The 20,126-nt window shown below is 39.4% G+C and carries 17 protein-coding genes; 12 read left to right on the top strand and 5 right to left on the bottom strand.

Annotated elements, in window-relative coordinates:
- Positions 1–31 precede the first annotated feature (31 nt).
- A complete protein-coding gene (locus tag CKW03_RS20400) occupies positions 32–184 on the top strand; it encodes a hypothetical protein (protein ID WP_157739491.1) in 153 nt (50 codons plus the stop codon).
- Positions 185–310: 126 nt separating this feature from the next.
- On the opposite strand, the gene xerD is transcribed toward CKW03_RS20400, so the two are convergent.
- Positions 311–1,204, bottom strand: coding sequence for a site-specific tyrosine recombinase XerD (gene xerD / locus CKW03_RS11130; protein ID WP_093096824.1), 894 nt, complete (start codon positions 1,202–1,204; stop codon positions 311–313).
- 122 nt (positions 1,205–1,326) lie between these two features.
- On the opposite strand from xerD, the gene CKW03_RS11125 reads away from it, so the two are divergent.
- A complete protein-coding gene (locus CKW03_RS11125) occupies positions 1,327–4,185 on the top strand; it encodes a M16 family metallopeptidase (protein WP_093096822.1) in 2,859 nt (952 codons plus the stop codon).
- A 1,106-nt stretch (positions 4,186–5,291) separates the two neighbouring features.
- Here CKW03_RS11125 and CKW03_RS11115 read toward each other — a convergent pair.
- Together CKW03_RS11115 and lysS are read right to left on the bottom strand one after the other, a co-directional pair.
- Positions 5,292–5,690, bottom strand: coding sequence for a hypothetical protein (locus CKW03_RS11115; protein ID WP_093096817.1), 399 nt, complete (start codon positions 5,688–5,690; stop codon positions 5,292–5,294).
- 181 nt (positions 5,691–5,871) lie between these two features.
- Complete coding sequence (gene lysS, locus CKW03_RS11110) at positions 5,872–7,590, bottom strand: lysine--tRNA ligase (protein WP_093096814.1); 1,719 nt, start codon at positions 7,588–7,590, stop codon at positions 5,872–5,874.
- Positions 7,591–7,859: 269 nt separating this feature from the next.
- Between lysS and CKW03_RS11105 the strand changes: the two genes are divergently transcribed.
- The 6 genes from CKW03_RS11105 to CKW03_RS11080 all read left to right on the top strand — a co-directional run bounded on the left by CKW03_RS11105 (position 7,860) and on the right by CKW03_RS11080 (position 12,830).
- A complete protein-coding gene (locus tag CKW03_RS11105; protein ID WP_093096812.1) occupies positions 7,860–8,108 on the top strand; it encodes a type B 50S ribosomal protein L31 in 249 nt (82 codons plus the stop codon).
- 75 nt (positions 8,109–8,183) lie between these two features.
- Positions 8,184–9,386, top strand: a complete 1,203-nt coding sequence (locus CKW03_RS11100) for a putative sugar nucleotidyl transferase (RefSeq protein ID WP_157739489.1) — start codon at positions 8,184–8,186, stop codon at positions 9,384–9,386.
- Between the two features lie 23 nt (positions 9,387–9,409).
- Positions 9,410–10,177, top strand: coding sequence for a triose-phosphate isomerase (tpiA, locus tag CKW03_RS11095; protein WP_093096807.1), 768 nt, complete (start codon positions 9,410–9,412; stop codon positions 10,175–10,177).
- Positions 10,178–10,180: 3 nt separating this feature from the next.
- Positions 10,181–11,023, top strand: a complete 843-nt coding sequence (gene prmA, locus CKW03_RS11090) for a 50S ribosomal protein L11 methyltransferase (RefSeq protein ID WP_093096805.1) — start codon at positions 10,181–10,183, stop codon at positions 11,021–11,023.
- Entirely contained in the window at positions 11,024–12,394 is a 1,371-nt protein-coding gene (locus CKW03_RS11085) for a UDP-N-acetylmuramate--L-alanine ligase (RefSeq protein WP_093096802.1), read from the top strand.
- Between the two features lie 106 nt (positions 12,395–12,500).
- Positions 12,501–12,830, top strand: coding sequence for a helix-turn-helix domain-containing protein (locus CKW03_RS11080; protein ID WP_093096800.1), 330 nt, complete (start codon positions 12,501–12,503; stop codon positions 12,828–12,830).
- A gap of 132 nt (positions 12,831–12,962) precedes the next feature.
- Here the strand turns inward: CKW03_RS11080 and CKW03_RS11075 are convergent, their stop codons facing one another.
- Positions 12,963–13,823, bottom strand: a complete 861-nt coding sequence (locus CKW03_RS11075; protein WP_093096797.1) for a sigma-70 family RNA polymerase sigma factor — start codon at positions 13,821–13,823, stop codon at positions 12,963–12,965.
- Between the two features lie 301 nt (positions 13,824–14,124).
- On the opposite strand from CKW03_RS11075, the gene CKW03_RS11070 reads away from it, so the two are divergent.
- Positions 14,125–14,331 (top strand): helix-turn-helix domain-containing protein, encoded by a 207-nt coding sequence (locus CKW03_RS11070; RefSeq protein WP_093096784.1) that lies wholly within the window; start codon positions 14,125–14,127, stop codon positions 14,329–14,331.
- On the opposite strand, the gene fmt is transcribed toward CKW03_RS11070, so the two are convergent.
- Positions 14,328–15,260 carry a methionyl-tRNA formyltransferase gene (fmt, locus tag CKW03_RS11065; protein WP_093096781.1) on the bottom strand — a complete coding sequence of 311 codons (933 nt, stop codon included), beginning with the start codon at positions 15,258–15,260 and terminating at the stop codon, positions 14,328–14,330. The genes CKW03_RS11070 and fmt overlap by 4 nt on opposite strands.
- Before the next feature lie 92 nt (positions 15,261–15,352).
- Between fmt and CKW03_RS11060 the strand changes: the two genes are divergently transcribed.
- The 3 genes from CKW03_RS11060 (at position 15,353) to icd (ending at position 20,094) form a co-directional block, all read left to right on the top strand.
- Positions 15,353–16,570, top strand: coding sequence for an ABC transporter permease (locus CKW03_RS11060; RefSeq protein WP_169918998.1), 1,218 nt, complete (start codon positions 15,353–15,355; stop codon positions 16,568–16,570).
- A gap of 108 nt (positions 16,571–16,678) precedes the next feature.
- Positions 16,679–18,814, top strand: coding sequence for a cation:proton antiporter (locus CKW03_RS11055; RefSeq protein WP_093096779.1), 2,136 nt, complete (start codon positions 16,679–16,681; stop codon positions 18,812–18,814).
- 17 nt (positions 18,815–18,831) lie between these two features.
- Positions 18,832–20,094: an NADP-dependent isocitrate dehydrogenase gene (gene icd / locus CKW03_RS11050; protein ID WP_093096776.1), complete on the top strand. Its 1,263-nt coding sequence runs from the start codon at positions 18,832–18,834 to the stop codon at positions 20,092–20,094.
- The last annotated feature ends 32 nt before the right edge of the window (positions 20,095–20,126 follow it).

Here is a 20,126-nt window from a genome sequence, read left to right as displayed (position 1 = left end):
AGAAAACCTTTCGGATTTGATTCCCAATGGAATGGGGTTTCAACCTGTATACCTTGCTGAAAGAAAAGAAAACAATAATGACAGTCCTCTGCATGCGAGTGATCGTGCTGATGTTTATGGTTTAGTTCGCAGGAATCTTGGTTTTCATGGCTGTGATCATGGCGGTGCAAAACAATCAGGCTAATGGAAAGGAACATGATGCCAATCCATAAGGATGATATTACCTGTTTATACGACCTCAATAATCTAATCACAGTGCAAAGATAATGTAAATGCAATGCTGTTGCAAATTAAATTAAACTTTGTTGCATTATGATCGGGGGTGGAACTGGGTAATTACACTTTGCAGGTATTCTTTATCGATGTGTGTATAGATTTCGGTAGTTGTAATGCTCTCATGGCCAAGCATATCCTGTACGGCCCTTAAATCGGCACCTCCTTCCACAAGGTGGGAGGCAAAACTGTGGCGAAAGGTATGCGGACTGATTTCCTTGCTCAATCCAATCTTATTGGCCAGGTCTTTAATGATCAAGTAAATCATGACACGGGATAATGGTGCGCCTCGGCGATTTAGGAACACATAATCTTCTTTTCCAGGTTTGATGGCTTGATGGACACGGATTTCTTCTAAATATATCTTAAGAAACTTTATAGCTTGCTGCCCAATGGGGATCAGCCTTTCTTTATTCCCTTTTCCCTCCACTTTGATGAATTCAACGTCCAGGAAAAGATTGGATATTTTGAGATTACAAAGTTCAGAGACCCGCAAGCCACAACCGTACAAGATTTCGAGGATGGTTTTGTTTCGCATACCTTCAGGAGATGACAGATCGATAGCGGCAATGAGTTGATCGATTTCTTGGATACTGAGAACAGCAGGGATCTTTCTGGAAAGGCGAGGGGACTCGATCAATTCTGCGGGATTGTTTGAGAAGCCATGTTCAATCTGAAGAAAGCCAAAAAAGGTCTTGATCCCAGATAGAAGCCTGGCTTGGGTAAATTCGGATACGGCGAATTCATTGATCCATTGCAGAAATTGCTGGATGTGCTGGGTTTGGAATTGCCTCAGTTCAATTTGTTGTAACTCGGCAAAACTCTGGAGTTTTTGGACATCATTTAAATAGGCAGCAATACTATTATCGCTCAATCCTCTTTCCAATAATAAATATCGCTTAAAATCCCTTTTAGTCAGTTCCCAGTCCATTTGTTAAAAAAATATAATTCTATAGTTTGAATATAAGATTTGTTTTAAAGCTAAATAAATTTATTGTAGATTGCTTTCCAAATATAATTTAGTAACCATTCTAGTAAATTTTTTTTGAAATTATGAAACTTCTAAAACCCTTGGCATTAGCATTTTTATTGCCTTTTGCAACAGAAATGGCTACTGCGTATGTGCCAACAAACTTTAACCCAGAGGCGAAAGTCATCTTGATGAATGACTCGTTGAAATGGGATGCAAAATTGCCCTTTGATAAAGATGTTATTAAAGGCAAGTTAGCAAATGGATTCCAATACTATATACGCAAAAATACTGAACCGGAAAAACGTGTGACCATGTACTTGGCCATGAAGGTCGGTTCAATCCTTGAAAATGAGAAAGAACTGGGCTTGGCGCACTTTATGGAGCACATGAACTTTAATGGTCTTAAACATTTTCCAAAGAATGATTTGATCGACTATTTGCAAAAAGCAGGTGTGCGTTTTGGTTCTGACTTGAATGCTTATACCAGTTTTGATGAAACTGTTTATCAATTGCCTATTCCCTCGGATGATCCTGAATTATTGAAAAATGGCTTGCAGGTAATGCGTGATTGGGCGCAAGACGCATTATTGGAGACCGATGAGATCAATAAGGAACGTGGCGTAATCATGGAAGAGATGCGTGGTGGACGCGGTGCTATGCAACGTATGCGTGATCAGTACATCAAAGTAATGTTGAATGGTTCGCGCTATGCCGATCGTCTTCCCATTGGAACGGAACAAGTGATCATGAACTTTGATCCTGAAGTAATCCGTAATTTTCATGCTGAATGGTACCGTCCTGATCTGCAATCCTTGATTATTGTCGGTGATGTAGATCCTCAGCAGATGGAGGCTGAAGTGAAAAGATTGTTCTCGGACATGAAGGTTCCCAAAACCATCAAACCGCGTACAGAATACAAGGTGGACCTGTTGAATAAAAACCAATTCATTAAGGTGACGGATCCAGAAATGACCTATACCGTTGGTCAGATCATGATCAAGCACCCAGAGGAAAAAGTAAGTACGGTCAAAGACTATAGGAGAGAATTGTTGAAAGATGTTTTCAACCAAATGATCAATGCCCGTTATAGTGAATTGAGCCAATCTGCCAACCCTCCATTTATTCAAGGTGGGGTAGATATCTCGGGATTCATGGGTGGATTGGATAATTTAGGTGCATTCTTTGTTTCAAAACCAGGACAATTTGAGGAAGGCTTTAAAGCCATTGTCAGAGAATTGGACCGTTTCCAAAGGTTTGGATTTACCGATACTGAATTTAAACGTGCTATCAGCTCGATTGCGAAAAACAATGAGACTTCTTATGTGGAGCGCGATAAAAGAAAGTCTGATAGCTATGTAAATTCCTATCTGAACCATTTCTTGAAGGATGGTCCTGCATTGAGCAATGAGGATAGATATGAAATCACGAAACAATTATTGCCTACATTGACCTTGAAAGAGGTAGAATCTATAGGTAAGGAATTCTATAAAGATATAAACCGTGATGTATTGATCTTGGCACCAGACGCTGAGAAAGATAAATTACCGGAAGAAGCAGCCGTAAATTCATGGTTTGCAGCTATCGAAAAGGAAGATATAAAACCATATGATGATAAGGTTTCTGATCTGCCAATGTTGTCTAAAACCCCAGTTAAGGGTTCGATAAAATCTGAAAAATCAATCGACGGCATTGAGACCAAGGAATTGACCTTGAGCAATGGGGTAAAGGTTCTATTGAAACCGACCAAGTTCAAGAATGATCAGATCATGATCTCTGCATATAGCCCAGGTGGTACTTCATTGTATTCTGATGCTGATTATATGTCTGCTTCATTCGCTGGAAATTTAGTGAACAGCTCAGGTATCGGACAATTGAATACCGTGGAATTGCAGAAAAGCTTGACCGGTAAGGATGTGAACATCAGCCCTTATATTTCGGAACGTTCTGAAGGTTTAAGAGGTGCAACGGATAAGGAAAGTTTGAAAACTGCTTTTGAAATGGTCTATGGCTATTTTACAGAACCTAGAATCGAGGATGACGTATTCCAAAGTACCATTAGCAAGCAAAAGGACATGATGGCAAACCGTGACAACGATCCTAACTTTGTTTACGGCGATGCAATACAGCGTACGCTTTATGGAAATAGCATCCGTCGCGTCCCTTATACTGTTAATGACCTTGATAAGGTAAACCAAGCTAAAGCTTTAGAGATCTATAAAGATAGGTTTGCTGATGCTTCTGATTTTACCTTTGTGATTGTTGGATCCTTTACTGAGGATGAAATCAAGCCATATCTTGAAGAATATGTTGCTTCATTGCCAACAACCAACCGTGCTGAAAAGCCTAAGGACCTGAACCTTTATGAAAAAAATAAAGGGGTTGAGAAAGTCGTGAACAAAGGTAAAGAGGCGAAAGCAATGGTTCGTTTAACCTTATATGGAGATTATACCTATAATGAGCAAGAGAACATCAATGCAAGCGCTTTGGAAACTATTCTTACCAATAAATTGATCGAACGTCTTCGCGAGGAAGAAAGTGGTGTTTATGGAACAGGAGCAAGATTCTCTTACAGCAAATTCCCTAAACCTAGGTATTCCTTCTTGATTGCCTTTGGTACAAGTGTAGACAAATACCAATCCTTGATCAATTCTTCTATGGATGAGATCAAAAAGCTAAAAGCGAATGGTCCATCACAAGTTGATTTGGATAAGTTCAAGATCGAAGAAAAGCGTCAATTGGAATTGGATCTTAAAGAAAATGGATTCTGGGCAAGTGAAATACTAGGTTCCGTTCAAAATGAAACCGATCCAACCAAAGTTACCCGCTATTTAGAAGAACTAGATAAAGTAACGGTTGAGTCTGTCAAAGCCGCTGCAAACAAATACCTGAAAGAAGAAAACTTCTATAAGTTTATCCTCCTTCCGGATGCAACAAAATAAAAATCGAAAGCCCCCGCTAATAACGGGGGCTTTTGGTTTTTTAGACATAAGACAACAGACAATAGACATAAGACCTTTCAGCGGTTACAAAAGGGTTTTTACGTGTTTGGGATGGTTGGAAAGGGGAAGGCTGGAAAGGTGCCAAATTTGGTAGGGGTGTATCGCATACACCCGCCGCATGCATTTGAACCAGGATGCCCTTCGGACTCCGCTCAGCCAACGAGGATTCGAGGATGGACCAAGATTGCAGCAAGATAGGGTTTAGAAAGGTGTCAAATTTGGTAGGGGCGTATCGCATACGCCCGCCGCATGGATTTGAACCAGGATGCCCTTCGACGCCGTTCAGGGTACAGGATTAGAGGATAGACCAAGATTGCAGCAATATGGGGCTAGAAAGGTGTCAAATTTGGTAGGGGCGTATCGCATACGCCCGCCGCATGCATTTGAACCAGGATGCCCTTCGACGCCGCTCAGGGTACAGGATTGGAGGATAGACAAAGATTGCAGCAAGATAGGGGCTAGAAAGGAGTCAAATTTGGTAGGGGTTTATCGCATACACCCGCCGCATGCATTTGAACCAGGATGCCCTTCGACGCCGCTCAGGGTACAGGATTAGAGGATAGACCAAGATTGCAGCAATATGGGGCTAGAAAGGTGTCAAGTTTGATACGTAAAGAACCCCTTTTGGGGTTCTATTATTTTAGCTAACATGGCGCGCTAGCCTGAAAGTCGCGCAAAATTGCTGTTCGATTAATCGAACAGCGTTTTTGCATTAGTCCTATATTTTTTGAAACCATTGCTAAAATAATTCTGCCCTTTCAGGGCAGTAGGTCGCAAAAAAGATATTTTTCTGGAAATTAAACAAGGGATTGCTTAGTTAGAAACATAGTTCTAACCAACTTGTCATTAGTAGGTACGAAAATTCTCAGAATATATATACCAAACCTCTAGATGAAATTTAATGTTAGGCATTGGCGTACAGTTCCTCAATCGAAGATTGAGGATGACAAGCTATTTTTTAAATAGCCGTACAGATTCTTCACTGTTCGTTCAGAATTGCTGGCGCGCTAAAGGGTCTCTTGTCTAATGTCTTATATCTAACTATGTTATCTTTCCTTCATCTTCACATATTTATGTGAAAAGCAATCAAAGCAATCTTCTTGGAGGACCAGGGTGCTATCTTGTCTATAAACAAATACCTTATGTGGTGCTTCATTGAGCAACCAGCTGTCCTTGTTATTGAGCATGGACTTGGTCAAAGTCAGTTTATAGGGCAGGGTGGAGGTCAGTTCACCGTTTTCATAATAGAATACGCTGTCTTTTGTTATTTGCAGGTGTTTGATCTCGCGGGTAGATTCGGGTGTTTTGGTGATTCCGGCGAATCCACCAGAGGTTTCTATCCATTGCCAGTTCCCAATGATTTTGGGTGGTTTTGTGCTGCTGCCTTGGTTGCTTGCGCAGGCTGCCAAAAGTGGGATTAAGTATATGAGATTGAGTTTTTTCATAGGTTTTCTTTTTTAGCCAAACTGTCTAAACTATCTAAACGATAAAATTATTCAATTGTTTTGAATAGTTGCTAGGGTTATTGGCTAAGGAAAGGGTGTTGTCTCTTTATATGGGCCTTCGCATAAAAAAGGAAAGCTCCAATGATATTCATTGGAGCTTTCCTTTTTTATTTCGATTTGCTTATTCGAACCAGGCCAAGACTTCGTCTTTAGTAGGCATGGCAACATCTAGTTTCATTTTCTTGCGCATTCCGCCTAAGTCATTGAAAACTTTGTTTGGGTTAGCTTCTTTTAGAAGCTCTATGGTCGTGAATCCCATTTTTTGAAGAACAGGTACCCATGCTTCAGGAATTCCTTGTTCTACATAATCAGCTGTTGAAGCAACTTTTGCAACTTTTTCTGGACGCATCTGAGGGAAGAACAATACTTCCTGGATCGAAGGGTTGTTGGTCAGGAACATGATTAATCTGTCCATACCGATTCCTAGTCCTGAGGTAGGAGGCATACCGTATTCCAATGAACGCAAGAAATCTTGGTCAATGAACATTGCTTCGTCATCACCTTTCTCAGAAAGTTTTAATTGATGCTCGAAACGCTCTCTTTGATCGATAGGATCGTTAAGCTCAGAATATGCGTTTGCAATTTCCTTACCGCAGACCATCAGTTCAAAACGTTCTGTCAATTCTGGATTGTCTCTATGTTTTTTGGTCAATGGAGACATTTCGATAGGGTAGTCCGTGATAAAGGTAGGTTGGATAAAGTTTCCTTCACATTTCTCGCCGAAGATTTCATCGATCAATTTTCCTTTACCCATAGTTTCATTCACGTCGATTCCCATACCTTTTGCAGCCTGACGAATTTCATCCTCTGATTTTCCTGTGATATCAAAACCAGTGAATTGTTTGATGGCATCAGTCATGCTCACCCTAGGGTAAGGCGCTTTGAAATCAACCTGATGCTCTCCAAAAGTAGCTTCTGTTGTTCCGTTTACTGCAATTGCACAGTGCTCTAAAAGATTCTCTGTGAAATCCATCATCCAGTTGTAGTCTTTATAGGCTACATAGATTTCCATTGCGGTAAACTCAGGGTTATGCGTTCTGTCCATACCTTCATTTCTGAAGTTTTTGGAGAACTCATAGACGCCATCAAATCCACCGACGATCAATCTTTTCAGATAAAGCTCATTGGCGATACGCAAATACAATGGGATATCCAATGCATTGTGATGGGTAATAAACGGACGTGCAGCCGCTCCACCAGGAATTGCCTGTAGGATTGGAGTTTCTACTTCCATATATCCAGCGTTGTTGAAGTATTCACGCATGGCGTTGAACAGCTTCGTACGCTTAACAAAAATCTCTTTATTGTGGGAGTTTACGATCAGGTCCACATAACGCATTCTATAGCGTTGTTCTGGATCGGTAAAGGCATCAAAAGTCTTTCCATCTGCTTCCTTAACAATAGGAAGAGGTCTCAAAGCTTTGGTAAGAACCTTTAAGGTTTGAACGTGGATACTGATTTCTCCTGTTTGGGTGGTGAACACAAAACCCGTGATACCGATGATATCACCGATGTCCAATAACTTTTTGAAAACGGTATTATATAAGGTCTTGTCTTCGTCAGGGCAGATGTCATCACGTTTTACGTATGCCTGGATACGTCCGGTTGAATCTTGAAGTTCCAAGAATGAGGCACTCCCCATCACTCGGCGGCTCATGATACGGCCCGCAAAACTGATGCTCTTATAGTTGATCTTATCTCTTTCGTAGTTTTCTAAAATGTCTTCAGCCGTAGCATTTACTTTGAACTCTTCAGCGGGGAAGGGGTCAATGCCTAGGTCGATCAAGGCTTTTAGGTTTAGCCTTCTTTGTTGTTCTTGTTCAGATAATCCGATGCTCATTTTACGTACAACTTATAATGTTGTGCAAAAGTATGAAATTAGAACTATTTAATGATGCTTATGGAGAAAAAAGGCTTGTTTTTGACGGGATTTGTTTACTTTTGTAATTCTGCTGATGAAAATCCTCGGAAATGTATTTGCTGATTCAAAGGCAAGTAGAACTTATTCACAGGTGTGGAAATGAATTTGTTTATGTTTTTTGTATTTGAATGAAAAATAAATTATCTTTGCACCTCAATTGTTGAATTATATAGTAATCATAAGATAAAATGAAAAAAGATTTGCATCCATCAAACTACAGATTAGTTGTATTTAAAGACATGTCTAATGACTACGCTTTCGTTACTAAATCTTGTGTTGATACAAAAGAAACTATTACTTGGGAAGATGGTAACGAGTACCCATTGGTAAAGTTAGAGATTTCTCACACATCACACCCATTCTACACTGGTAAGATGAAATTGGTTGATACAGCTGGACGTATTGATAAATTCCGTAGCCGTTACAACAAAAAGTAATATTCTTTACTATAAAGAAACTGATATTATCCCGATAAAATTTATTTGTCGGGATTTTTTATGTACATTTATTTCATGTCGCTAACCATAGTTTTATTTGATAACGCGCACTGGCGTAAGCGTCTCTTTCCTTTTGCTTCAACCCGTCCGGTTGGCAATATCAGAACAGGTATTTGTACATTGAATGAAAAATGGGGACATATTTTCCAAGCTCCTGTCACCTATAGTACCGCGAATCATCTAGCGGAAAAATACCCATTTGAACATCAAGATTCCACAGAGTTTCTTTTTATCAGAGCCAATGTTCTTCCTTCTGATGATTTGGTGAAAGAATTGAAAGCAATGAAAAAGGGAGATGTGCTGATGGATGAAACTTCCTGGATAGCGATCAAGACCAGTGAACCAGGGCTGGACCTGGAAAACATCTTTGAAACTTACAATCCCATCAAGTCATCTTCTGAAATCTCAAGTTTAAACTTTCTGGAAGATATATTCCTTCAAAACAAATCCCAATTACTTTTCGACTATAACTTATTGACTGCTGGCCGCCAATCTGCTGCCATTAGCGATTCGAATATGGTTTTTGGTTCCTGGATCTTTATTGAAGAAGGAGCTCAGGTTGAAGGGGTGAGTTTAAATAGCTTGGAAGGCCCTATTTACATTGCTAAAGATGCTAAGATTGAAGAAGGGGCGTTTTTGAAGGGCTATGTTGCTGTTGGAAAGGGGGCAAGGGTGAAGTCGGGAGCAAGGATATATCCGAATACCAGTATCGGTCCGGGGAGCACGGTTTGTGGCGAGATTAATAATACGGTGATTTGGGGAAATAGTGCCAAAGGGCATGAAGGTTATTTGGGTTGCTCGGTGATCGGAGAGGGCTGCAACATCGGGGCAGGGACTTCAAATTCTAATTTGAAAAACAATTGGCAGGTTGTTCGGTTGTTTGATTATGAGGATCTTAGCTACCGTGAAACCAGTGAATATAAGTGCGGATTATTTATGGGTGACCATGCTATGTGCGCCATAAATTCTTCATTTACAACCGGCTCGGTAATTGGAGTTGGCTCCCAGATTGCAATGTCAAAATTTATTCCCAAATTTGTGCCTGATTTCAGTTGGTTAACGGATAAAGAATCGACTCGATATACTTTTGAGAAATTTATAAATATGATGGAGCGAAAAGAACAAATAACAGGTTCAGAAGGTCTGAAAGGCAATCTCTCCATTTTCAAATACATATTTGATGATGTCAAATACCTACATGAGGAAAATCAATCTTAAACATATAATAAATACAAAACACTATGCGTAAAAATATTGTAGCTGGAAACTGGAAAATGAATATGGACTATGAGCAAGGTATTAGCTTGTTCTCAGAGATCGTAAATATGGTGAAAGACGAGGTCATTGGTAACCAAGAAGTCGTTGTATGTAGCCCATTTATCCATTTGGCAGCAATTTCTAAATTAAGTGCTTCTACCAAGAATGTATCAGTTGGTGCTCAAGATATCAATCAGCATGAATCTGGTGCTTATACTGGTGAGATTTCTGCGTCTCAAGTAAAATCTACAGGTGCTGAATATGTGATTTTAGGTCACTCGGAACGCCGTGCTTATTTCGGTGAAACGGATGAACTTTTGGCTGAAAAGGTTGATGCTGCACTTAAGCATAATTTAAAGCCTATTTTCTGTATCGGTGAAACGAAAGATGAGCGCGAATCCGGTTCTTATTTTGAGGTGATCAAAACACAATTGAGCAAAGCCTTGTTCCATTTGGACGCTGAAGCTTTTAAAAATATCGTATTGGCCTATGAACCGGTTTGGGCAATCGGAACTGGATTGACTGCTAGCCCTGAGCAAGCTCAAGAGGTGCATGCATATATCCGTCAGACTTTGGCTGATCAGTTTGGTCAAGAGGTTGCTGATAATACTAGCATTCTTTACGGTGGTAGTGCAAACCCATCTAACGCACAGAGCCTATTCTCTCAACCTGACATCGATGGTGGATTGATCGGCGGTGCATCCTTGAAATCACGTGATTTCTTGCAAATTATTAACGTTTTTAACGCTTAAAATATGAAGTATACAGCAGTTACTTTTACATCCTCTAATATGGAGGAATGGCAAAAGGATTTGCTAATAGCTGAATTGGCAAATCTTGGTTTTGATACCTTTGAGGATCAAGACCAAGGTTTTGTTGCCTATATTCCAGCTGCCAACCTGGATATCCAGGCTCTTGAGACGGCTTTGCTTGTCGAAGCAGTAGGTTATGACATTTCCTATGATGTCAATGAATTGGAAAACAAGAATTGGAACCAAGTTTGGGAAAGTAATTTTAGTCCAATTGTAGTTGATGATCAATGTTATGTTCGGGCGACCTTCCATGAAGATAAACCCGAATACCCTTATCAGATCATTATTGATCCGAAGATGTCCTTCGGAACCGGTCACCACCAAACGACGTCCATGATGCTTTCTTTTATCCTGGAAAACGATTTTGAAGGGAAGTCTGTTTTAGATATGGGCTGTGGAACCGGCATCTTGGCGATATTAGCCTCCAAAAGAGGGGCGTCGAATATCCTTGCAGTGGATTTTGATCCTATTTGTGTAGAAAGTGTATTGGAAAATAAGGTTCTGAACCAAGTTGATAATATTGAAGCTAAATTAGGGTCTAAAGAAGCGATTGAAGGTAAAAAATTCAATTCAATTTTGGCAAACATCAATAGGAACATCTTAATGGATCAATTTGATGTTTATTATGCCGATCTTGAAAATTCAGGTGAGTTATATATCTCTGGATTTTATGACGGCGAGGATTTAGATATCTTAAAAAACAAAGCCGAAGGCTTAGGCTTTCAATTTGTAGATAAAAAAGTGCTGGATACCTGGTGTGCAGCCAAATTCATTAAAGCAAATTAAATGCGCATTCATTTTATTGCCATAGGCGGAAGTATCATGCATAATTTAGCTATTAATTTAGCTGAACAAGGCCATCAAGTCACTGGTTCTGATGATCAAATCGTAGAGCCTTCCAAATCACAGCTTCGTGAAGCTGGTTTGTTGCCGAAAGAGCTTGGTTGGTTCCCTGAGAAGATCACAGAGGATATCGATGCTGTAATCTTGGGGATGCATGCCGATGAAAATAATCCTGAACTTCAAAAAGCCAAGGAACTAGGGATCAAGATCTATTCCTTCCCCGAATTTGTTTATGAGCAAAGTGCCGAGAAAACACGTGTTGTCATCGCCGGTACTTATGGAAAAACAACGATCACCAGTATGATCATGCATGTCCTGAAAAAGTTAGGACGTAATTTCGACTATTTAGTCGGAGCCCAATTGGAAGGTTTTGATGACCTTCTGCAATTGAATCCTGAAAATAATTTAATGATTATTGAAGGAGATGAGTATTATGCCTCTGCAGTTAATAAACAATCAAAATTCTTAAAATATAAACCCAATATCGCCTTGATTAGTGGTATTGATTGGGATCACTTTAAAACTGTTATCACAGAAGAAGAATATTTTAAGCAGTTTGAGGACTTTATCCGTACGATTGTACCAAAAGGCACACTAATATATAACAAGGACGATAAAAACACCCGAGAAGTGGTTGAAAGGACCATGGACATCAAAATAAATCGCCATGGTTATAAGCTGCCGGAATATACAATCAATAAGGGGGTAACTTACATTCATGTCGCTGACGAAAACATCCCATTAAAGGTTTTCGGAAAGCATAATCTATCCAATATAGCCGGTGCATTTACGGTTTGTGAATGGCTAGGAGTGAAGCGGGATGAGTTTTATGAGGCAATTCAAGATTTTAAGAGCTCCATTCGGTATCTGGAATTCGTTGCTAGTCAGAATGGTAGTGTGGTTTACCAAGATTTCGCGCACACCCCAAGTAAATTGCGCTCCAGCATACATGCTGTAAAGGAACAATTCCCCAATCAGGCATTGGTGACCGTCATCGAATTAAATGCCTATGACAGTCTTGACTCTGAGTTTATTACGGAATACGCAAATTCAATGAATGAATCAGATTTCGCTGTCGTATTCGTTAATACTTCGCTTATAAAGGAAAAAAATATTGCTTTAGATAACTTAATTTGGCGTCTAACTGAAGCTTTTAATCATCCTTCCTTCCAAGTAATCACGCAAATGCCTGATTTAGAAGAGTTTTTGGAGACATTTAAGTCAAATGGTTATAATTTGCTGTTTATGAGTTCAAACAACTACAATGGGGTAAATATGAGTAGTTTTGCAGATAAATTTTTGAGAAATTTTTAACATTCTTTCTGAATTTTTTTAAAATTTTAATAATGGGATTTTGAATTTTACTTTATTTGTTTAAATTTGATAATTACTTAATAAATAAATATTTTACATTTTACCCATGAATGCATTAGGAAAAAAAATTAGATTACTTAGACATCAAAAAGGATGGAGTCAGGAGGATGTAGCTAAAAGGCTAGATATTTCGATTCCCGCTTTTTCTAAGATTGAAACAGGAATTACTGATGTCAATTTATCGAGATTAAACCAAATTTCTAAATTGTTTGGACTATCTCTTGTACAATTGTTGTCTACTTCAGACCCTGAAGAAGATAAACAAATTCAGAATGAAGTAAACGAGCTTCAAAAGCGTCTTCAAGCACGCGAAGTTGAAGTAATCGATTTGCAAAAAAAGGTAATTGACTTATACGAACAATTACATAAGAAATAACAAAATTATTTCGAAAGGAAAAAGCCTTGTACATAACGTACTAGGCTTTTTTTGTTTTCAATGATAATATATTAAACAAAAAATGCGCAATTTTACTTGCGCATCCCTATTGTTAAATCATAAAGTCTTTTATTATCCTAAGTATGATTTTAGGATCTTGCTTCTAGAGGTGTGTCTTAGACGCTGTAACGCCTTGTCTTTAATTTGACGCACACGCTCTCTAGTCAAGCTGAATTTCTCTCCAATCTCTTCCAAAGACAATTGATGGTTTGAACCTAATCCGAAGAACAATACAATGATTTCTCTTTCGCGCTCTGTCAAAGTAGCTAACGATCTTTTGATTTCTTCCGATAAGGACTCATCGATTAATGAACTGTCTGTGTCAGGGTCGCTGTTTTCCAATACGTCCAATAGGGTGTTTTCTTCACCTTGCACAAATGGCGCATCCATAGATACGTGACGTCCAGAGTTGCTTAATGTATCCGACACTTTGTCAACGGTCGTTTCCAAAATGTCCGCTAATTCCTCTGGAGATGGTTCACGCTCATATTCTTGCTCCAATTTTGAGAAGGCCTTGCTGATTTTGCTTAAGGACCCTACTTGGTTCAATGGTAAACGAACGATACGAGATTGCTCAGCAATTGCCTGTAAAATTGATTGACGAATCCACCAAACTGCGTAAGAAATAAACTTAAACCCTTTTGTCTCATCGAATCTCTTTGCTGCTTTTATTAAGCCTAAGTTTCCTTCGTTGATCAAGTCCCCTAAGGTTAATCCTTGATTCTGGTATTGTTTTGCAACGGATACAACGAAACGTAAGTTGGTTTTTGTTAATTTCTCCAAAGCAACCTGATCACCTTCACGAATTCTTTGAGCTAGAATAACCTCTTCTTCTGCCGAAATTAAATCTACCTTGCCGATTTCATGCAAATACTTATCAAGTGATTGCGATTCACGGTTGGTGATGGATTGTGTAATTTTGAGCTGTCTCATCTAAATATATAAACCTTTCTTTTCTGAAATGTTTGCAAACATAACGAATTTATCCCAATTATTTCTAATATTATTGTAATTTATTAACTCATTATGAGTTAGTTATCTGTGGTGAGTTGATGTTATACTAACATCAAAAATCATTCCAAAAAGCTGTCAATCTCGTCGATTTTCAAGTTTTTAACACACATTTAACTAATTTTGCTTGCTTATTTCATTTTCCTTTTTCTCGATATAAAACAAATCCAAACATGATTTGTTTTCTTCAATAATATTATTCAAAAGCAAAAATAGATCTGTTATGCCTATAATTGTTCATTTAGACGAAATCATGTCTCAGAGAAAAATGTCTCTGAATGAATTGAGTGCAAAAGTTGGTATCACACTTTCCAACCTTTCCATTATCAAAAACCAAAAGGCTAAAGCCATCCGAATCAGTACCTTGGATGCGATTTGCAAAGCCTTAGACTGTCAGCCTGGTGATATATTTAAATATGTAGAAGATTAATCCGACAATTTGTCCAGACGAAAGCCCCTAAGAAAATCACTAACTAACATTCTCTTTTTTCCTTCTATTTGTACTTCAGAAAGTTTTAGGTAACCATCTCGAGTTGCAAATTTCATCATAGTCTTTCCATCCGAATGGTAGGAACCTGCCAAATCATTGTGTGCTGTAATTTCTTTCTCTGCAGCAAAGATCTTCAAAACCTTGCCATCTAAATGGGTAAATGCAGCTGGATAGGGACTTAGGCCCCTAATTAAGTTGTAAACCTCTGCTGTGCTTTTATTCCAGTCGATCAGGCAGTCTTCTTTAAAGATTTTTGGAGCATGTTTCAATTCTGCGTTTTCTCCTAAATCATCCTGAGGGATTGGATTGACATTGCCTTCTTTTATCGCATTCACTGTTTTGATCAGCAGTTCAGCTCCAGCAACCATCAATTTGTCATGCAGGTCTCCCGCATTGTCCGTATCAGCAATGGCAACTTCGGTAGAAAACAAAATATTTCCAGTGTCGATTTCATGTTGCAATAGGAATGTCGTCACTCCAGATTTCTTTTCACCATTGATGATGGCGTGATTGATCGGAGCTGCACCGCGGTAATTTGGCAATAAAGAGGCATGGACATTGATCGTTCCATTTGCTGGCATATTCCAAACCATTTCTGGCAACATCCTGAATGCTACGACCACCTGCAAGTCTGCTTGAAAGGATTTCAATTTTTCCAAGAATGATGGATCCCTTAATTTCAAAGGTTGTAAAACAGGGATGTTTTGAGATACTGCAAATTGCTTTACAGCTGATTCGTGGATTTTCTGACCTCTTCCTGCTGGCTTATCTGGACCAGTAACTACTGCAACAACATCTTCACCCGCATCGATCAATGCTTTCAATGAAGCAACTGCAAAGTCCGGGGTGCCCATAAATATAATACGCATATATGAATAAATTACCTTAAGGATGCGTGGACATCCTTATTGTTGGACGACAAATTTTATTAACTTTGCGAAGTTACAAATTTAATTTAAGCTTGAATTTTCCATATTTCTTAGCCAAGAGGATCACACTTGAAGGAAACCGTACGTTTTCCAAACTAATTGTGCGCGTCACTATAGGTGCCTTGGCCTTGGCTATCATGGCTATTATTCTTGCCGTGGCAATCCTCAATGGGTTTAAAAGCGAAATAACGGAAAAGCAAAGGGGGTTCTTTGGGGATATAATCATCCTCAAGAATGAACAGAACGACTCTTATGTCAATTCTCCAATCTCCTTAGACGAAAAACAAATTGCAAGAATCAAGCAAAATCCCAATGTTTTAGACGTTTATCCATTTGCTACCAAAGCTGGTATCATGAATGTTAAAGGTGAAGTAGAAGGGGTGCTGATGAAAGGGATTGATAAAGATTATGACCAAGATTTTCTATCCAAAACCATCCTGGAAGGGGATACCATTAACTTTTCTGCTGAGGATGCCGATAATCAATTATTGATTTCCTCTTTGATGGCCAATAGGCTTCATCTAAAAGTTGGTGAATCCTTTATCATGTACTTTATCCAAGAGCCAGTAAGGAAACGAAAATTTGTTGTCAAAGGTATTTTTTCTACCAATTCCGAAGAACTGGATAAAATTTACGTGATCGGTTCTCTTCCATTGATCAGAAGGCTGAATAATCTTGAAGAAGATCAAGCTGGGGGATACGAAGTCCGGGTTAAGGACTTCAATCAACTCTTTAATACGACAGATGACCTAAACAATAATTTAGGTGTCAGCCTTTTTGCGACCAATGTGGTGATGCAAATGCAAGATATCTTCAATTGGCTGAATATGCTCGATATGAACGATAATATTATTTTCGTTTTAATGGTGGTTGTGGCAGTCATCAATATGATATCAGCATTATTGATCTCTATTTTGGAAAGATCTCCGATGATCGGTATGCTTAAGGCCTTGGGTATGAGAAATACGAAGATCAGAACAGTTTTTCTTTACAATTCCCTGTACCTCATTGGTTATGGGCTGGTACTCGGAAACCTTATTGCTTTAGGTTTATACGCTTTTCAGACCAGTACGCATTTCTTTAAGCTTGATCCAAGCATCTATTATGTATCCTTTGTGCCGATGGAAATATCATGGATGGCGGTGTTATGGTTAAATGTTTCGCTCATTGCCATTGCATTGGTGACATTGTTTATTCCATCCATGTTGATCTCGCGAATATCGCCGATCAAGACCATACAGTTCAAGTAACATTCTTACCGAATTACTGGTCCTAATCATTATTTACCTTAATTTTCATTATCTTTCCGATGAAAACAATCTCAGTTTTCAATTGTATTGACTTACAGAAATAATTATATGAGCGATAAAATTTTTGACCACTTAATCCACGCGTTCGAAGCACCACTAACTAATCCGGTGCTTATATTTTCTCTAGTACTCTTCATTATTTTATTGTCACCCATTTTGTTGAGACCTATCAAGGTCCCAGGCATCATTGGACTGATTATCTCGGGGATGATCATTGGCCCGCATGGACTGAATTGGTTAGAAAAGAACTCCGCTGTAGACCTTTTTTCTACCATAGGCTTGCTTTATATCATGTTTATCGCAGGTCTAGAGCTGGATATGAACGAATTCAAAAAGACCAAGCACAAATCTGCCATGTTCGGTCTATTTACCTTCATAATTCCGATTTCCATAGGGTTTCCAGTCTGTTATTATGTATTGGACTATAGCTTGCTTACCAGTATCCTAATTGCCAGCATGTTTGCGACACATACCCTGGTTTCCTATCCCATTGTAAACCGTTATGGTATTTCAAAGAATGAGGCTGTTGCGATCACCATTGGCGGTACCATCCTGACGGATACTGCGGTGTTGATTATTTTAGCAGTTATCAAAGGAGCCTCACAAGGCGAGATCAACAATGAATTCTGGGTTACTTTAGGGATTTCCTTTGCGATCTTCCTATTTATCATGTTTGGCGTCATTCCGAAAATCGCGAAATGGTTTTTCGAAAAGGTGGAAAGTGAAAAAACAGGTCACTATATCTTTGTCCTTACCGTGGTTTTCTTCGCGGCTTTCCTAGCAGAAATGGCAAACCTTGAACCCATCATTGGGGCCTTCGTTGCCGGGTTGGCATTAAATAAACTTATCCCGCACTCATCAGCATTAATGAACCGAATCGAGTTTATTGGAAACGCAATATTTATCCCATTTTTCTTGATTTCCGTAGGGATGATCGTTGATATTGGGGTAATCACCAATAGCACCGGATTGACGGTGTTTTATGTTGCCGGAGCCCTGACCCTTGTGGGTATAGTAGGAAAGTTCCTAGCGGCAACAGCAACCCAATGGGCGTTTAAATATTCCACAAACGAAAGAAACCTGATCTTCGGCCTAAGCAATGCCCATGCGGCAGCTACCTTGGCGATTATCATGGTCGGATACAACAACCAAATCATTGACGAGAATGTATTGAATGGAACCATTATCCTGATCCTTGTCAGCTGTATCATTGCTTCCATAGTTACTGAAAATGCCTCCAAGAAAATTGTATTGGAAGGTAGGCAGCATGAGGAGCATATCGAGCATGTGGAGGAACATGATGAACAGATTGTCATCCCTATTGCAAACTTGAATAATATGGAGGCTATCTTGGATTTTGCGACACTAGTCAAATCGAAGAAGTCCCCACATCCATTGAATATTCTGAGCGTTGTTCCGAACGATGAATTGGCAGAAAGAAACTTGAACCAAGCCAGACAGAACCTGGACAAAATGGCCAGATATGCTTCAGGGTCTGAGACTGAGGTTGAACTGCAGACCAAGGTCGATTTCAATATTGCAAACGGAATCAGCAGGGCATCAAAAGAAGCTTTTGCAGACTGTTTGATCTTGGGATGGCCAAGCGCAACGAGTTTTGTTGAGAAGATTGTCGGTGAAAAAACCGAAAGTATCCTGAACCGAACAGACTCAACTTTAATGATGTGCAGGATAGAGAAACCATTCATAACCAATAAGTCCATTACCGTTTTTGTGCCGCCATTGGCAGAGTCCGAAGTGGGATTTGCTTATTGGATGGAGAAAATGACCAAGCTGGCATCCGAATTGTCTCTGCCTATTACCTTCGTATGTAATCATAGAAGTCATCAGGCCATTATTCAAATGTTGGAATCCTTGAAATCAAGTGTTCCATCTACCTTTGAACATTATGAAGATTGGGACAATATCTATGGATTGGCGACATTCAGCAATGCAGATTCCATGTTAGTCTTTGTGTCTGCTAGGTATGGCGATGTTTCATATCGAGATTCTCTCGATGGTCTTGCAAAAAGAGTAGGGAAGTACTATAAAAACCAAAACTTACTATTAATCTTTCCTTCTCGACTTGAGGACCAACATATTGACGAATACGAGGATATCCAAACTGCGCCGATCTTTAGAAGGATCAGTCGTGAAATTGGAAATATGTTTAGTAAAGAAAAATAACAAATAATCAGATTATTATGTCAGATAAGATCAGTATAGATTCAACAGGTAAATTATTAGTTCCTGATCAGGTTACCATTCCCTTTATTATTGGAGATGGTATAGGACCTGATATTTGGAAAGCTTCAGTCAGGGTTTTTGATGCAGCAGTTCAAAAGCTCTATGCTGGAAAGCGCAAGATCAATTGGAAAGAAGTCCTAGCCGGTGAAAAGGCTTTTAATGAAACCGGAAGCTGGTTGCCAGAAGAGACCTTAGAGGTTTTCAAGGAATATTTAGTTGGTATCAAAGGTCCATTAACTACGCCTATTGGAGGCGGGATTCGCTCCTTAAATGTGGCTTTGAGAAAAGAACTAGACCTATATGTCTGTCAGCGTCCGACCAAGTGGTATGAGGGCGTCCCTTCACCAGTAAAACATCCTGAGAAAGTTGATATGGTTGTGTTCAGGGAGAATACAGAAGATATCTATGCAGGGATTGAATTTGCAGCAGGAACCGCTGAATCCAAAAGGATCCAAGATTTTCTTAAGAATGATCTAAACGTCGATTACAATTTCAGCAACAGTACAGGAGTAGGTTTGAAGTTTGTCTCTGAGGAAGGCTCAAAACGACTTATCCGCGCTGCAATTGAGTTTGCTTTAGCAGAAGGTCGTAAATCCGTAACACTGGTCCATAAAGGTAACATCATGAAATATACGGAAGGTGCCTTTAAAAACTGGGGTTATGAATTGGCGGAGAAGGAATTCTCTGAACAGGTTTATACTTGGAACCAATGGGAACAAACCAAAGCTAAAGATGGACAGGATGCTGCAAATGCTGAACAAAAAGCAGCAGAACAAGCCGGCAAACTGATTATTAAAGATATCATTGCAGACAACTTCCTGCAGCAGATCCTATTGGCACCACAGGATTATGACGTGATTGCCACTCTGAATCTAAATGGAGATTATATTTCCGATGCATTAGCGGCCATGGTAGGTGGAATTGGTATTGCTCCTGGAGCCAATATTAACTTCAAAACTGGCCACGCCATCTTTGAAGCAACCCATGGTACGGCACCAAGGTTTGCAAATACCAATACCATGAACCCTTCATCGGTTATCCTTAGTGGGGTGATGATGCTGGAATATATGGGCTGGATAGAAGCGGCTGATGCTATTGTGGGTGCATTGGCAAAAACCATCAAAGACAAAACGGTTACCGTAGATTTCTATAATTTGATGGAAGGAGCAACCCTTCTTAAAACCTCCGAATTCGCAGATAAGATTATCGAAAAGATTTAATACTTTGCATTTCATGCATAAAAGCTGAACTT

The sequence above is a fragment of the Sphingobacterium mizutaii genome, assembly GCF_900187125.1.
Lineage (GTDB): Bacteria > Bacteroidota > Bacteroidia > Sphingobacteriales > Sphingobacteriaceae > Sphingobacterium > Sphingobacterium mizutaii.
Note: the sequence above shows the minus strand (reverse complement) of the source record. Positions and strands in the feature narration are given on the sequence as shown.

Coding starts and splice junctions, on each gene's coding strand:
- CKW03_RS20400 (WP_157739491.1), top strand. CDS start 32: ATGGGGTTTCAACCTGTATACCTTGCTGAAAGAAAAGAAAACAATAAT.
- xerD (WP_093096824.1), bottom strand. CDS start 1,204: ATGGACTGGGAACTGACTAAAAGGGATTTTAAGCGATATTTATTATTG.
- CKW03_RS11125 (WP_093096822.1), top strand. CDS start 1,327: ATGAAACTTCTAAAACCCTTGGCATTAGCATTTTTATTGCCTTTTGCA.
- CKW03_RS11115 (WP_093096817.1), bottom strand. CDS start 5,690: ATGAAAAAACTCAATCTCATATACTTAATCCCACTTTTGGCAGCCTGC.
- lysS (WP_093096814.1), bottom strand. CDS start 7,590: ATGAGCATCGGATTATCTGAACAAGAACAACAAAGAAGGCTAAACCTA.
- CKW03_RS11105 (WP_093096812.1), top strand. CDS start 7,860: ATGAAAAAAGATTTGCATCCATCAAACTACAGATTAGTTGTATTTAAA.
- CKW03_RS11100 (WP_157739489.1), top strand. CDS start 8,184: ATGTCGCTAACCATAGTTTTATTTGATAACGCGCACTGGCGTAAGCGT.
- tpiA (WP_093096807.1), top strand. CDS start 9,410: ATGCGTAAAAATATTGTAGCTGGAAACTGGAAAATGAATATGGACTAT.
- prmA (WP_093096805.1), top strand. CDS start 10,181: ATGAAGTATACAGCAGTTACTTTTACATCCTCTAATATGGAGGAATGG.
- CKW03_RS11085 (WP_093096802.1), top strand. CDS start 11,024: ATGCGCATTCATTTTATTGCCATAGGCGGAAGTATCATGCATAATTTA.
- CKW03_RS11080 (WP_093096800.1), top strand. CDS start 12,501: ATGAATGCATTAGGAAAAAAAATTAGATTACTTAGACATCAAAAAGGA.
- CKW03_RS11075 (WP_093096797.1), bottom strand. CDS start 13,823: ATGAGACAGCTCAAAATTACACAATCCATCACCAACCGTGAATCGCAA.
- CKW03_RS11070 (WP_093096784.1), top strand. CDS start 14,125: ATGCCTATAATTGTTCATTTAGACGAAATCATGTCTCAGAGAAAAATG.
- fmt (WP_093096781.1), bottom strand. CDS start 15,260: ATGCGTATTATATTTATGGGCACCCCGGACTTTGCAGTTGCTTCATTG.
- CKW03_RS11055 (WP_093096779.1), top strand. CDS start 16,679: ATGAGCGATAAAATTTTTGACCACTTAATCCACGCGTTCGAAGCACCA.
- icd (WP_093096776.1), top strand. CDS start 18,832: ATGTCAGATAAGATCAGTATAGATTCAACAGGTAAATTATTAGTTCCT.